The following is a 13,965-nucleotide window of genomic DNA, read 5'->3' as shown; positions in this document are numbered from 1 at the left end:
GGATCTATGAGGGAACCTCGTCGCGGAACGGCAAGCGACTGCTCGTGGACCGCCTGTGGCCCCGCGGGATGAGCAAAGAACAACGGGCCCACCTGGACGAATGGCTCCGCGACGTGGCGCCGTCGGCGGACCTGCGCCACTGGCACCACCACGACCAGGAGCGCTTCGCGGAGTTCCGGGTTCGCTACATCGGCGAACTGGAGGACGCCGATCACCGGCCAGCCGTGCAGCACCTGCGTGATCTCGCCGCCCACGACAAGGTCACCTTGCTCACCGCCACCAAGGACCTCGGCCACAGTGAGGCCGCCGTGCTCGCCCAGTGGCTCGGCGCCGCCGGCACAGCGAGCCGCTAGATCCGTTGCTCCGTCATCCGGCGGGCCTGGCGGACTGCGCGACAGCAGGTTCTTCGCCCGAGGACGTTGCTTCACCGCTCGGCAAACGGATGTACGACCTGCGGCACACGTGCCTGAGCTCAGCGACTTCCGTGGCCAAGCCCTGGCCTGACTCGCCGCACTGTTCGTGGCCGATCCGCTGACCGTACGAGTGGATCTGGACGGTTGAGGCCCGCCGGTCCGCAACAACGCCCCTTCCCGGCAACACAGTTACCTTGACACTCCATCACCCGTTTACTGGAATGACCACCGCATATCCTGAACACACGCGCTGGGGGGGCCACATGTCAGTACGGATCGACGTTGCGGGGGACGACGAGGCCCTGGAAGACCTGTGGGAGTGGCTGGGCGCGGAGCGTGAGCTACGCGGGCGTCTGCAGTGGGAGAGCCCGTCCGCGCCGGCCGGCACCATGGGGTCCGGGATGGAGATCGCCATCCAGCTATCGGAGCTGGGGCTCTCCTTCGTCGGCACCCTGCTGTCCTCGCTGGGCGCATGGGTGTCCTACCGCGCGACCCAGGCCACCGCGCCCACCGGGAGCGTCACCCTCACCCTGCCCGACGGCAGGCAGTTCGAGCTCAAGCACCAGGATCCCGCGGAGCTGGCGCGCCTGACCGAGGTCCTCTCCACGCACCTCCACGGCGACGAGCACCTCCGCGACGGCGATGACCCGGCTGCCTGACCCGGAGCGTTCCCGCGCGTTCCTGTTCGGCACCGCCGCCTACGAGGCCGACGAGTTGGCCGACCTGCCGTCCGTCGGCAACAACCTGACGGATCTGCGCGCAGCCCTGACCTCACCACTGGGCGCCTTCACCGACGAGCGCTGCACGGTCATGCTCGACCCGCCCGGCGCGATCCCCGTCTACGACGCCCTGCGGCACCACGCCGCCGAGGCCACGGACACCCTGCTGATCTACTTCGCGGGGCACGGCCTGCGCAAGCTGCGCGGCGGCCTGTACCTGGCCCTGCCCCACACGCAGTACGCCAACGTGGCGGTCAGCGGCTTCGACTACGACCTGCTGCGCGAGAACGTGAACGCGTCCCGGGCGACCAACAAGATCGTGATCGTCGACAGCTGCTTCAGCGGGCGCGCCATCCCGGGCATGAGCGGCGGCACCGCCGGCCTCGCGCAGGAGTTCGACATCGAGGGCAGCTGCCTGCTGACCGCCACCACCGCGAACGAACAGGCCCTGGCCCTGCCGGGAGAGACGTACACCGCGTTCACCGGCGAACTGCTCCACCTGCTACGCACCGGCATGCCCGACGCCGGACCACTCCTCACCCTCGGCGCCCTCGGCGAGGAACTGCGCCGCAACGCCCGCCGACGGGAACTACCCCTCCCGGAACAGCAGTTCCGCGGCAACACCCAGCACATTGCCCTCACCCGCAACCCCGCCGCGCCCGCCGCCGACGCCCCGCCACCGTCGGCCGCCCCGGTCGCGCCCCCGCCCCGGCCCTCGGTCGCGCACGCCTTCGTGTCCCGCGCCCTCGTGTTCGCCGGCACCGAGCACGCCACCAAGAAGGACCTGGCGGCGACGATCCGCAAGCACTGGGCGACCGCCGCCGACCGTTTCTTCCGGCGCATGGGCACCGAGTCGTTCCCGTCGGAAGGCTGGGCCGAACTCCGCTCCTGGCTGAGGCAGTTCAACGACCACCGGAGCGACGACGTCGAGGGCCGCGTCGTCCTCATCGACACCTATCTGACCGACCCCCGCCTCCCTCACGACCACAAGCTGCTGCGCCTGCTGCACTGGCTCGACCCGGACGGCCCGGTCGTCTACCGCGGCCGGCCGATCACCTACGGCTCGCTGGCCCGCATCTGCCTGCGCCGTTACGCCGGCGGGGGCAAGCGCGACACCGAGCTGCTCAACGAGCTGGTCGGGCCGCACGAGTGGCTGCTCGACACCCTGGCCGAGTTCTCCACGCTCGACCGGCTGCGGGGCGTGCGGCGGACGTGGCACAAAGCCCTGAAGGCGTGGCGGGACACCGATACGGCGCTGTGGCCGCCCGAAGTGCGGGACTGGGCCGCGGACGTCGGGCCGGGGGCACTGCTGGCCGCCCTTCTCCCGCCGGAGGCGCTGGCGAAGATCCGGCCCCGGCTGCCGGCCGGGGCACAGCCGCCGGATCCGGCCAAAAGGTGGTACGACAGCCTGCTCCGCGCCGCAGGGGGACGGGACACCCTGCTGGGCCGGCTGGCCGAGGCCGAGTGGTCCGAGCAGGCCCGGCAGCAGGCGCTCGCCGCGGCCAGGGAGCGCGAGCGGCGGCTCCGGCAGGAACGGGAGGCGGAACAGCGGCGGCAGGAAGAGGAACGGCGGCGGCAGGAGCGGCTTCGGCGCGCCGCGCAGGAGGAAGGCGAGCGGCAGCTCAGGGTGCAGCAGGAGCTGGAACAGCTGCGGCAGCGCGAGACGGATTGGCAGATTGCCGAGACCGCCCGGCTGCGTCCGGCCATCCGCGCCCTGGCCGTACTGCGCGCGTTCGTACTCGGGGCCCTGTGGGCCCTCACCCCGATCGTGGCCACCTGGCTCAGCTGGTGGTTCACCAGTTACGACTTCGAGGCCGCACAGGTCCTGTCCTATCTGGCCTGCATCTTCAGCGCCGCGGCCCTGTACCGGGTGGTTCCCTGCGCCGTGCGGCTCGGCGGCGCCTTCCGGCCGCGGCTGCGCACGCCATCAACCTGGCTGCCACCGACGCGCACAGCCCTCGCGGCCGCAGCTCTCCTGCTGGTCTACGGCCTGATCGGCGGTGACTCCTCATCCCGCTCGGGCAGCATCAAGGCCGACTCCGATCTCCTCCGAGACCGCGGCCTGAGCGCATTCCTGAACTACGTGGGCCAGAACAGCTCCAGGCCATCCTTCGGGGACATCCTCATCGGGCTGCTCGCACTGCTCTTCGCCGCCGGATGCGTCTGGTTCGGCCTGCAGGCGGGCCGTACGACAGTGCGCCGCTGGGAGGAGACCCACGCCGGCGCCCAGCAGGACGCCCACCGCCTCACTGGCCCGCAGTGAGCTGCCCGCGAGGCCGCCGCCGCAACGAGGCCGACCTCCTTCTGATTCACCTTGAGGTAGACGAGGAGCGTGGTCTGCCGCAGCGGGCAATCGCGAGCCGAGGCACGGTAGTTGCCACATAGGCAGATTGTTGTCACCGTGGCTGGGTTGGTCGTTACAGCCAGTTGAGCGCTGACGCCGGTTGAGGTGGCAGGTGACTGTCGGTGGCCGGTGGCAGGATCACCGGCATGGTTTTCGTACGTACGACTCCGCCGCGGCCTGTCGAGGTGACCGCGGTCTTTCCTGAGCTGGCTCCGTTGGCGCGTCCTGCGATTCGGCTGCATCCTCGTCCCGGGTCGCCTTCGACAGGGGAGAGCTCGGTCGGGGGGCCGTTGCTGTGGCCAGCTGAGGAGCCGTGGCCACACTGTGGCGCCCACCTGGACAGTCGGTTCCGCCGGTCGCCGGCAGATGTACGGCTGGAGAGGCGCAGGCTGGCCCGGCGACACCGTGATCCCCATGGTCCCGCGTTCACGCCCGAGGAGGAGGCCACCAAGGAACAGAATGCTGCGAGGCTCGCGAAGCGACTCGGCGCCGGCCCTCCCTGGCCCGCGGAGTGCCCGGTCCCCATGTTGCCCGTGGCCCAGCTGTATTTGCGCGACATACCCCTGTTGCGGCCGCCCGGACAGGCGGATCTGCTCCAAGTCCTCTGGTGTCCCTACGACCACGATCCGGATTACAAGCCCGCGACTGCGCTGTTCTGGCGGTCCGCCGCCACGGTCGTCGATGTCCTCGCCACACCACCGGAACCGTATGAGGCGAACCACCCGGGCTATGTGCCGGAGCCGTGTCTGCTGGCACCAGAAGAAATCATCGAGTACCCCAACAGCCTCGATTTGAGCCCGGAGATGCGGCTGACGGTGGGGGACTGGAGCAGATGGCAGGCAGCCGGCGTGGGCGTGGACAGCTCGTACGCGGACTATCCGGCGGAGTTTTATGATGGCCATCTGGCTGACGCTCCGGGCTGGAAGGTCGGGGGCTGGCCGCCATGGGGCCGCACCGACCCGTACCGCCGATACTGCACTGTCTGCGACGCTCAGATGATCCCGCTGCTGACCATTGCCTCCTTCGAATGGGACGGTGGTTCGCGACGCGGCTGGGCGCCGTACGAAGACCGAGCCGCCGCCTACGCTGCCGGTCATCGCGCTGGGCAGAACCCGTCGCAGCCGACGAAGGTCGAAGTAGGCAGCACGGACAATATGCAGCTCTACGTTTGCCCGATCTCTCCCGATCATCCACACACCGACCTGATCCAATGAACTGTCGGGCCTGTCACACACCCTCCCGTAGCCGGTGACAGAAGTGCTCCCAGGCCAGGTTGTGTGAAAAGCCGCTTGCCTCGCTGGTATCAACCAGACTGCTTTGAGCAATCCCATTCACTACGTCATCCATCTGATCCGGTGACAACTATCGACCCTCGGCACAAATCGCCAGGCGAAGTTCCGCATCCGCTGGTAGGCCGCACTGCTTGCGCTGGAATCGGGTGACACCTTCGCCGAGGCCGACCAGCGCGGCGTCGACCGCCGTCGACGCAACCGATGACGTTCCCGCTCGCCAGGGACGTAACGCCCAGCATCATCTCCAGCTGCGCCTCGAGAAGGTTCTGTACACCGTTTGTCGCTGCTTTCTTGGCGTGTCTCACATTCCTCAACTCCCGTTGATCGGATGTGCGGTCGCCTCGCCCGCCGGGCGCCGCATGGGCCTGGAGCCGATCCCCGACGAGCCGGTGCACCCCCGTCGCCTGCGGCGGACGCTGTCTGTCGAGATGGCTGCCCGCCCTGGTGGCCGCTGGCCACCAAGGTCCACTTCAAGCACCTGCAGGTGGCCACCAGCGAGGGATACGCCGGCCGGCCGGGCGGCGCCCAAGCTGTCTTCCATCACGAGTGGAAGAAGGAGGAGGCGAAGGAGAAACTCAAGCGGACCGTCGAGGCATACCGGCAGTTCGAACACGGCCAGATGCCCGCCGGCCCGGGAGCCGACGCGCTGCTGGCCTCCTTCCGCGCCGTCGAGATGGAACTGGCCGACCACGAGCCGGGCCCGGCGAAGGTGGTCACCGACCGGCAGATCGAGCTGCTGCTGAAGAAGAAGGCGTCGGTCCTGCACCTGTCCGCGGCGAACTACTGCTGGTTCGAGGACCCGGCCAAGGCCCTGTGTCTCAAGCTCGCCGGCACCAGGTCCGCCGCAGCTCCGCTGACCGGGCTATGTGACAGCTCCCGCTGCCCGCAGGCCACCCACCACATCGTTCACCGTTCCGTTGGGCAGACCACAGCCGACACCGGCGTCGTCCTGCTGGCCAGCCCTTCGATCCCGCCCGCTGAGAAGGACCAGCTGCGGGCCGAGCACGAGCGGTCCATGCGGGCTCTCGAAGAGATCGACACGGCAGCCGGAAAGACCGGATGACATGGCACTGAGCCACCAGCAGCGCGACCAGATCGAGCGGCGCCGCGCGGCCATCGACCGGCTGCTGGCCGGGCAGATCCCGCCCGGCGGCGCCTGCGACGTCAGACGCTCGCGTGGAGACGTTCAGCCGAACGTCTCCGGCGCCCGTCTCGGAACCGCGGCAGGGGTGGAGACGGGGAGCGCAGACTTGAGTCTCCTGCAGGGGGAGACAGGAAGGTGAGCTCATGGACGGCGGCACCCTCTACTCGATCGGCGAACTGGCCCAGCGCACCGGGCTAACGGTCAAGACCATCCGGTTCTACTCCGATCGGGGCATCGTCGAGCCTGCCGGCCGCACCCACGCCGGCTACCGGCTCTACGCCCCGGACACCGTCGCTCGCCTTGCCCTCGTGCGAACACTGCGAGAACTGGGACTCGGCCTCGTCATGATCCGGCAGGTCGTGGACCAGGAACTCACACTCAGCGAAGTCGCCGCGGAACACGCTGCCGCACTTGACGCGCAGATCAGCATCCTGCGTCTGCGACGGGTGGTTCTGACAGCCGCCGCCAAACGCGAACCCACCCCCGAGGAGATGGAACTCATGCACCAGCTGGCCACGCTGTCCGAAGCCGAACGCCGACGCCTGATCGACGACTTCCTCAACAGCGTCTTCGAAGGCCTCCACCGCGGCTCTTACCACGCCGCAGCTCGGCATTCCATGACGCCCGAGCTCCCCGACAGCCCCACAGACGAACAGATCGGAGCATGGGTGGAGCTGGCTGAACTGTCCCTGGACCCGGATTTCCGCGCCAGTCTACGGCGCCTGGCCGAAGGCCACGCGGCCGCTTTGCCTGACGACGCCCCCACGCCACCTCGCCCAGACATGATCGCCAATGTCCGAGATCTCGTTGGGCCAGCCGTGGCGCGCGGCATCAGCCCCGACTCGCCCCAGGCCGATCCTGTCGTCGCGGCGCTCACCGCCCACTGCGCGCTCACCCACGGCCGCCCCGATGACGCCGAGCTGCACCGGTGGCTGCTACACCGCCTGAAAGCCGCGAGCGATCCGCGCAGGGACCAGTACCTCCGGCTGCTCGCGCTGATCAACGACTGGCCGACACCGGAACGCCTCACCCCGGTGATCGACTGGTCCGTCACAGCTCTGCGGATACGGGCAGCCCAATGACGCCACAACCACACAGCCCCGCCCCACAGTTACACGCGGCGCTGAAAGCTGCTGCGGCCACATATTCTCGGCCAATGGAGAAGGTCATTGCACTGCTCGAGGCAGACGCCACACCGTCGGCCCCTGCTCTCATACTGCGTCCCTGAGGCCCGGCGGACGCTGCCGACCTGGTTGAACTGTATCGGGATGACGCCCTGCGCCGGTGGACGAGCTCAACTGTGAACGACGAGGCGAGCGCGGCTCATTGGATTCACGAACAACAACGGGGATGGGATGGGATACGGGAGACCGCTTCGGATTCGCCGTCGTCGAATCCCAGACGGCAGGCACCGGCGGCAGGTTGACGGGGCACGTGGTCCTCAAAAACGTCATACCGGGCACTTCGTCCGCCGAGGTCGGCTACTGGACCGCAGCACATGCGCGCGGCCGGGGAGTGGCACCCCGAGCACTACAGGCACTGACGGACTGGGCTTTTACCGCCTTCCCCGGCAACGGACTAACGCGCCTTGAACTCCTGCATCAAGTGGACAACACAGCATCATGCCGCGTCGCGCAGAAGAGTCGGTACGCACTAACCACGGTCCTGCCCTCAGCACCGCCCACCTACCCCCTTGCCGGTCACCTGCATGTACGGACGCGCGACCGCTGACCCAGTCGGGTACCGACCCTCGCACTGCTGATCACGGTGCCCCCACGTCACTCCGGGGGACGCACTCCAGGCCGAGACGTTGACGTCGGACAACCGAGACAGTCGGGACTGCCGACGAGGAGGGCGCGACATCTGGGAACGGCCCCTGACCGAGACACCAGGGAAGTCGGACACGGCCTTCGCCGCGTCAACCCAGTGCCACCTGCGGCGTGACCGGGAGCGTGGAGGAAGCGCCCAAGGCGTTTGGAGTCTCGCGAGCAAAGGGCCACGTCCTGGTTCGCCAGGGGAAGTTCCCGTGCCGTGTGCTCCGCATCGGCCGCAGCACGCGGGTCGTCACCACGTCTCTGTTTCGGGTACTCGACAGCGGCGAGTCCGAGTACAACGGATCCCACGAGGGATGCTGCAGCCCCTCTTGCCCAGTCATACGAAGAGGCCCCGCCGGATCACCGGCGGGGCCTCTTCGTGTCACCGGCGAGTCACCAACCTCATAGACTCCCTCCCACCCAACGGTCCCGAACTGGACATACGCGTCCGCATCGGACTGGCTGGACGACCTGAGACGGTTCTGCCTACGTGTGCCAGGTAGGACCATGGCCGTCCGTGGCGCATCGACCACGCCCGCGCGCCGTCATACCGCGCGGACTGTCGCCGTACAACTCGGTTTCCGCGCTGCCGGACGTATGGCCGATGCCCACAACACATCAGACCGCGATCGGAGACAGCCGGCCAGCTCGCATCACGCATCCGATCCCTGTGTGCCGCAGGCGGCCCCCGTTTCGGGGAAGCGCATTTTCCAAGATCCGGACCACTCCCGGGCCGACGACCCCACCAAAGCCGAGAGTGGTGCCGTCTGTACAGGTCAGAGGCGTGTTGTCGCGGTACCACCAGCAGACGAAGAACATTCTTTGTTCTTACAGCCCTCAGAAACTTGGCTTCTTCTAGCCTCCTCGTTTCAGTTGGGTCGGCTGTGCTGGGTTGACTGTGGAGGGGCCGTTGCTGTCGGCGGGTGGGCATGGCTGGGGCCCGGCGCTCGAGTCGGGTGCTCCGGGTTCCTCGGGTCGTGGGTGGGCAGAGGCAGCGCCGTTGGTCAGGTGGCCGGCCTCGGCAGGGCCGCAAGGCGGGCGAATGCGTTCGCCAGTTCATGTCGCCAGGGCCAGGTGGCGGCAATCCGCAGGTGGAGGCGGCGGCCTCCGCGGGTGATGCGGGCGGCGGCGTGCAGCAGCCGGTAGCGGAGCTTCTTCGGCTCGGCGGAGACCAACTCGCCGTCCAGCAACAGGGCCTGGGCCCAGGCGAGCAGGTCGACGGCGGTCAGGGACAGTTCCAGCCAGGCGGCGTTGAGCGCGAAGTGGCGGGAGGGGAAGCGGCCGAAGCCGGTGGTCTTGCCGCAGCGGATGCGGTCCTCGACGCGGGCGTGTGCGCGGTGGCGGACCTCAAGCTGCTGCAGGGAGCCTTCGCCATAAGGAGTGTCGGTGAGGAAGACCTGGTGGCGCATGCCCTCGTCGACATCGAACAAGGACAACTGGGCGCCGGGGTGAGGGCGCTCGCGCCGGACGATGATCCGGGTGCCGTCCGGGTGGTCCGTCAGGTCCACCATGCCGGTCAGTTCTGCCACTTCAGCGCCAGTCCGCAGGGTGCCGTCCTGCTCCAGCGCGGGGTGCCACAGATGGTCGGGCACGGCTCGGATCGCGCGGCGGATCGGATCGGTGACGGGATGTCCGACGGAGAAGGAGGTGTGGATACCCCGCTCACGGAGTGCTCGGATGTGGGCGAGGAAGGCATTCGCGCCTCCGGAAGGTGTTGGGAGCGGAGGCCGCCGAGTCCCTCGAGTGGCGTCGTCCGCGGATGGTTTGTATCGCGGCCAGTTTCTCCCATCACGACCGCGTGGCCGTGCAACGGCTGCCCGAGCGGATCGACTTGGTGCGCTATTGCGTTTTCGAGGGCGACCTGCTGAGCCTGCTGCTCGTGGACTCCTCACCCGGTTCGCCTAACGCCGCTTCGTCTCGGCGGCACTGGGAGCGGGACGCGGCGGCCGCCAGCGTGCCGACCGCTCCGGTGGTTCCCGCGTCGGCGGGCCCCAGCCTCGTCCCGGACAGCCTGCGGGACTTGTACGCGGAGCTGGACGACGCTCTCACGGCGTGGGGCGAGGTCGAGGTGGCGCCCCTTCGGCACTACATCGCCTACAGGCGGCTGGTGAACGTGGCATCGGTGATCTTCCGCCCGAAGCACGAGGCGATCCTGGTCTACCTCAGACTCGCCCCGGACACTGTCATGCTGGAGGAGGGCTTCACCCGGGACATGCGCGGCATCGGGCATCTCGGGACCGGCGACCTGGAGGTACGCCTCGCCTCGGCAGCTGACCTGGAGAAAGCGGCACCGCTGATGCGGCGAGCGTTCGAGGCGGCCTGACGCAAACGAAAGGGCGACTGGCGCGTCGGTTACTCGATGCGCCAGCCGCCCTTTGGTGGTCCGCCGTCCATAGGCCCTGGGCTCTCTTGTTCTCATGATCACTCCTCCGGTCCGGCCAGGACGAAGTCGTCCTGGGTGAGCTCCGCCTGGAGCCGCCATTCGGCGACGTCGGCGTAGTGCGACGACAGCTCGACCCCCACGAACTTACGGCCCTCGCGCAGGGCGGCGACGCCCGTGGAGCCGCTGCCGGTGACCGGGTCGAGGACGGTGCCGCCTTCGGGGGAGTGGCTGCGGCCTGCGCGGCGGGGACCTACTCCAGACCCTGATGCCGTCGCTCTGCCTCCTCTCCACGCAGGTGCACGGGATCGCGCGCGCTATCGCGGGAGCCTTCGAGCAGGTCAACGCGCAGCTGGCGGATCTGCTGGTCGCCCAGCTGGTGAAGCCCAATATCTTCCAGTTCGAGCGGGTGCGCGTCGGCAAGGGGCTGTTCTACCCACACGCACCCTCCGATCAGTGCGCCACCCTAAGCCCACCACTCCCACACCGCCGAGGACCACAACCCCCGGCGACGTAGGGCCACACGGCCGACCAGAACGCTTCACGGGACGCGATCCCGCGGGCGAGGGTCGCGGCCGTCAGGACGGCTACGGCCGTCGGTGAGTCCCGTTGTCACAACTGGCCTGGCTGGCATGTCAGATGGGCGTCGGCGCTTCGAGGCGGCGACACCGGTCGCCCCGTTCGACCGCTCGTCCGGGCGGACTTGATGACCCTTCATCCGGATTTTTCGTAAGGATCATGATCTTGCACAAGAGAAAGAAGCGACTGCGGCTCTCGGCCGCGATCGCGCTGGCAGGCGGCCTGGCCACCCTGCCGTTCATGGCACTGGCCGACAACGCGGACGACTCCGCCACCGCTTCCCGGCAACAGGACTTCGTCTCGGCCGCTTCGGAGTACCACATTCCCGTCAACGTCCTGCTCGGCGTGGCTTACCAGGAGTCGGGATGGGACGCGCACGGCGCGATGCCCAGCTCCGAAGGCGGATTCGGTCCCATGCACCTCACGGACGTCACCCCCGCCATGATGGCCGGCGACGGAGCGGGGGCTGCGGGACGCAGCGACCTTGCTTCTCTCGCCGCGCAGCCGGCCCTGCACACTCTGCAGGCCGCCGCGAAGCTGACCGGCCTCTCCGCGGACACGCTGCGGACGGATCCCGCCGCGAACATCCGCGGCGGTGCGGCCCTGCTCGCCTCCTACCAGAAGCAGTTGACCGGCGGCACGCCGGCCGACGCGTCCCAGTGGTACGGCGCCGTGGCCCGGTACAGCCAGTCGGCGCAGAAGCAGGGGGCGGTTCGCTTCGCGAACCGTGTGTTCGGCACGATCCGCGGCGGCGCCACCGGCGTGACGCACGACGGCCAGCGAGTCCGCCTGGATGCCAGCCCGTCCGTGCGGCCCGCGGACGCTCAGGTGGACCGGCTGCACCTGAAGGCGTCGGTCACCGTCGGCACCGAGTGCCCGCCGGCCGTGGACTGCACGCTCGTCCCGGGCTCCCCGGTCGGCGGTCAGGTGTCGAACCGGCCCGCCAACGGCATCAGGATCGACACCATCGTCATCCACGACCTGGAGAGCTCCTACGACTCCGGGGTCAACGGCCTCGCCGACCCGAAGAACTCCGTCTCGACGCACTATGTGATGCGTTCCTCGGACGGCGCGGTCACCCAGATGGTGCCCACAAAGGACGTCGCCTTCCACGCGGGAAACTACTCCACCAACCTGCACTCCATCGGCATCGAGCACGAGGGCTACGCCGCGCACGGCGCCACCTGGTACACCGAGGCCCAGTACGAAGCCACGGCCGACCTCGTGAAGTACCTGTCGGACCGGTTCGGCATACCCCTGGACCGCCAGCACATACTCGGGCATGACAACGTTGCCGGGCCGAACTCGACGCTCGTGTCCAGCATGCACTGGGACCCGGGCAACGGCTGGGACTGGGACCACTTCATGGACCTGCTCGGCCATCCCGTCAGCGGGCTGCGCGGGGTTCCTGCGGTCGGCTCGGTCGTGACACTCGACCCGCCCTTCGCCGACAACGTGCAGACCGTCCAGGTCTGTCCCGCAGACGACCCGACCGGCGACACGCCCGCCTGCACCGACATACAGCAGGCGTCGAACTTCGTCTACCTGCGCACTGCACCGGACGCGACCGCGCCGCTCTTCGGCGACCAGGCGATCCACCAGACCGGCGCGGGCACGGACCGGATCAGCGACTGGGGCAGCACCGCACAGGCCGGCCAGCAGTTCGTCGTTGCCGAGGTCCAGGGCGACTGGACCGCGATCTGGTACAGCGGCGCGAAGGTGTGGTTCCACAACCCTGACGGCAAGAACACCAAGACCACCTACGGCGTGAAGATCATCAAACCTGCGGGCAGCACACCGGTGGCCGTGTACGGCTCGAGCTACCCGGACAAGTCGGAGTACCCGGCCGGGCTGGGTGCCTCTACGCAGGCGCCGTTGAGCACGTACTCCGTGCCGGCAGGCCAGGCCTACGTCGCCACCCAGCCGCCGGCCGCCACTGACGACTACTTCACCTCCGGAGCCGTCGTCATCGGCGGCAAGAAGATGTACACCGTCCAGTACAACCACCGTGTGGCGCTGGTGTACGCGAACGACGTCACCGCGACCACCGCGATCCATCACTGGGAGGACGGCGGGAACTGACGGCCCCGCCCACTCCGTGAGGGACCCGGCCGGGTGCTACGACCCCGGCCGGGTCCCTCGTCTGTGGTGAGTGGTGCCGTCCCGCAGCGGAACAGCTTCGAGGGCCCCCACTTCGCGAGAGAGGTCAGCCGCCCTGGCACGTGAGCGGGCACGGGCGGCAAAACCCTGTGGCGCCAGCGAACGGGGTGCCGGGCCCGTGTCACAAGATCCGCGAGTCCCCGGTCTATGGGTTGAGCCGACGGCGCTGATGCGTACAGGGTCGTCCAGGAGGGAGATGCCGCATGGACCCAGGTGAGACGGTGCCGATCACGGAGCTCTTGGACGAGCGTCGGTTCCTGCTGGATGTCGCGTACTGGATGCTGGGCAGCCCGGCTGCGGCGGAGAGCGTTGTCGATCAGACCTACCGCCGGTGGTACGGGTTGTCCGACGCGGAGCGTCATCGGATCGCTGTTCCCCGGTCGTGGCTGGCCAGGACCGCGGGCGGGATCTGTCTGGACCGGCTCGCGCCGGCCGACGCGGGTGCGACGGGCCACAAGGATGACGCCGGTCGGCAGCCCGCGAGTGCGGAGGACGAGGCCGGCCGGGTCGTGCTGAACGTGCTGGAGTCGTTGTCCTCGGCAGAACGGTCGACGTTCGTGCTCCGCGTCTTCGGCATGGCCGAGGGAACGGTCGCCGACATCGTGGGCCGCACGGAGCCCGCGGCCGCGGAACTCGCCGATCGTGCCCGGCGCTGGCTGACGGTGCAACGCTCCCGGCCCACGACGCCGCAGCAGCAGGAAGCGCTGGCTCGCGCCGTCCGCGAGGCCTGCCTCACCGAGGACGCCGAACGGCTTGCCTCACTGCTGTGCCCGGACGTCACCGCGTTCTTCGACGGTGGCGGCAAGGTGCGGGCCCTGACCGGGCGGGTCCACGGCAGCCGGCAGGTCGCGGACAGCCTGCTCACGCTCTTGGCCCGCCGCCCGCGCACCGCCCTGACCACCCATTCCGTCAACGGCCGCACCGGACTCGTCGCCCGCTACGGCCACCAGGTCGTCGGCGTCATCGGCCTCGACGTCACCGACGAGCACGTCGCCCAGGTCTGGGTCGTGCTCAACCCGGACAAGCTACGGTCCTGGAACGAACCCCACCCACACGGTGGCCCCCACTTCGACCGGATCCAGTGACAGCCGGGGCACCCGCCGCCGTCACGAAGCCGCTG

General features: G+C 68.9%; 11 protein-coding genes and 3 pseudogenes. 11 read left to right on the top strand and 3 right to left on the bottom strand.

The features are described 5' to 3' along the window. Positions 1–2: 2 nt before the first annotated feature. The 8 genes and pseudogenes from ACZ7OO_RS24400 to ACZ7OO_RS24365 all read left to right on the top strand — a co-directional run bounded on the left by ACZ7OO_RS24400 (position 3) and on the right by ACZ7OO_RS24365 (position 7,643). Complete coding sequence (locus ACZ7OO_RS24400; protein ID WP_471507872.1) at positions 3–353, top strand: DUF488 domain-containing protein; 351 nt, start codon at positions 3–5, stop codon at positions 351–353. Positions 354–676: 323 nt separating this feature from the next. Beyond that, positions 677–1,072, top strand: a complete 396-nt coding sequence (locus ACZ7OO_RS24395; RefSeq protein WP_471507585.1) for an effector-associated constant component EACC1 — start codon at positions 677–679, stop codon at positions 1,070–1,072. Next, a complete protein-coding gene (locus ACZ7OO_RS24390; protein ID WP_471507583.1) occupies positions 1,056–3,395 on the top strand; it encodes a caspase, EACC1-associated type in 2,340 nt (779 codons plus the stop codon). The genes ACZ7OO_RS24395 and ACZ7OO_RS24390 overlap by 17 nt, the downstream gene beginning before the upstream one ends. A 227-nt stretch (positions 3,396–3,622) precedes the next feature. Beyond that, complete coding sequence (locus tag ACZ7OO_RS24385; protein WP_471507581.1) at positions 3,623–4,690, top strand: hypothetical protein; 1,068 nt, start codon at positions 3,623–3,625, stop codon at positions 4,688–4,690. A gap of 562 nt (positions 4,691–5,252) precedes the next feature. After that, positions 5,253–5,831 (top strand): hypothetical protein, encoded by a 579-nt coding sequence (locus tag ACZ7OO_RS24380; RefSeq protein ID WP_471507579.1) that lies wholly within the window; start codon positions 5,253–5,255, stop codon positions 5,829–5,831. Between the two features lies 1 nt (position 5,832). Then, positions 5,833–6,051 (top strand): hypothetical protein, encoded by a 219-nt coding sequence (locus ACZ7OO_RS24375; protein WP_471507577.1) that lies wholly within the window; start codon positions 5,833–5,835, stop codon positions 6,049–6,051. Between the two features lie 4 nt (positions 6,052–6,055). After that, on the top strand, positions 6,056–6,994 hold the full coding sequence (locus ACZ7OO_RS24370) for a MerR family transcriptional regulator (RefSeq protein ID WP_471507575.1): 939 nt from the start codon (positions 6,056–6,058) through the stop codon (positions 6,992–6,994). 167 nt (positions 6,995–7,161) lie between these two features. Continuing rightward, positions 7,162–7,643, top strand: a pseudogene (locus tag ACZ7OO_RS24365) (GNAT family N-acetyltransferase). Between the two features lie 1,087 nt (positions 7,644–8,730). On the opposite strand, the pseudogene ACZ7OO_RS24360 reads toward ACZ7OO_RS24365, so the two are convergent. Further along, a pseudogene (locus ACZ7OO_RS24360) lies at positions 8,731–9,435 on the bottom strand (transposase); the annotation flags it as partial. 89 nt (positions 9,436–9,524) lie between these two features. Between ACZ7OO_RS24360 and ACZ7OO_RS24355 the strand changes: the two are divergent. Next, the gene (locus ACZ7OO_RS24355; protein ID WP_471507573.1) at positions 9,525–10,049 is read left to right on the top strand and encodes a DUF5655 domain-containing protein; all 525 of its coding nucleotides are present in this window, start codon (positions 9,525–9,527) and stop codon (positions 10,047–10,049) included. Positions 10,050–10,147: 98 nt separating this feature from the next. Here ACZ7OO_RS24355 and ACZ7OO_RS24350 read toward each other — a convergent pair. Both ACZ7OO_RS24350 and ACZ7OO_RS24345 read right to left on the bottom strand, forming a co-directional pair. Then, positions 10,148–10,330 (bottom strand): annotated as a pseudogene (locus ACZ7OO_RS24350) (DNA methyltransferase); the annotation flags it as partial. Positions 10,331–10,359: 29 nt separating this feature from the next. Beyond that, on the bottom strand, positions 10,360–10,548 hold the full coding sequence (locus ACZ7OO_RS24345) for a hypothetical protein (protein WP_471507571.1): 189 nt from the start codon (positions 10,546–10,548) through the stop codon (positions 10,360–10,362). Positions 10,549–10,850: 302 nt separating this feature from the next. Between ACZ7OO_RS24345 and ACZ7OO_RS24340 the strand changes: the two genes are divergently transcribed. Both ACZ7OO_RS24340 and ACZ7OO_RS24335 read left to right on the top strand, forming a co-directional pair. After that, positions 10,851–12,767, top strand: a complete 1,917-nt coding sequence (locus ACZ7OO_RS24340) for an N-acetylmuramoyl-L-alanine amidase (RefSeq protein ID WP_471507569.1) — start codon at positions 10,851–10,853, stop codon at positions 12,765–12,767. Positions 12,768–13,048: 281 nt separating this feature from the next. Continuing rightward, positions 13,049–13,930 (top strand): sigma-70 family RNA polymerase sigma factor family protein, encoded by an 882-nt coding sequence (locus ACZ7OO_RS24335; protein WP_471507567.1) that lies wholly within the window; start codon positions 13,049–13,051, stop codon positions 13,928–13,930. The last annotated feature ends 35 nt before the right edge of the window (positions 13,931–13,965 follow it).

Source organism: Streptomyces sp. NPDC111744 (assembly GCF_055634995.1).
Note: the sequence above shows the minus strand (reverse complement) of the source record. Positions and strands in the feature narration are given on the sequence as shown.

Coding starts and splice junctions, on each gene's coding strand:
- ACZ7OO_RS24335 (WP_471507567.1), top strand. CDS start 13,049: ATGGACCCAGGTGAGACGGTGCCGATCACGGAGCTCTTGGACGAGCGT.
- ACZ7OO_RS24385 (WP_471507581.1), top strand. CDS start 3,623: ATGGTTTTCGTACGTACGACTCCGCCGCGGCCTGTCGAGGTGACCGCG.
- ACZ7OO_RS24375 (WP_471507577.1), top strand. CDS start 5,833: ATGGCACTGAGCCACCAGCAGCGCGACCAGATCGAGCGGCGCCGCGCG.
- ACZ7OO_RS24390 (WP_471507583.1), top strand. CDS start 1,056: ATGACCCGGCTGCCTGACCCGGAGCGTTCCCGCGCGTTCCTGTTCGGC.
- ACZ7OO_RS24370 (WP_471507575.1), top strand. CDS start 6,056: ATGGACGGCGGCACCCTCTACTCGATCGGCGAACTGGCCCAGCGCACC.
- ACZ7OO_RS24395 (WP_471507585.1), top strand. CDS start 677: ATGTCAGTACGGATCGACGTTGCGGGGGACGACGAGGCCCTGGAAGAC.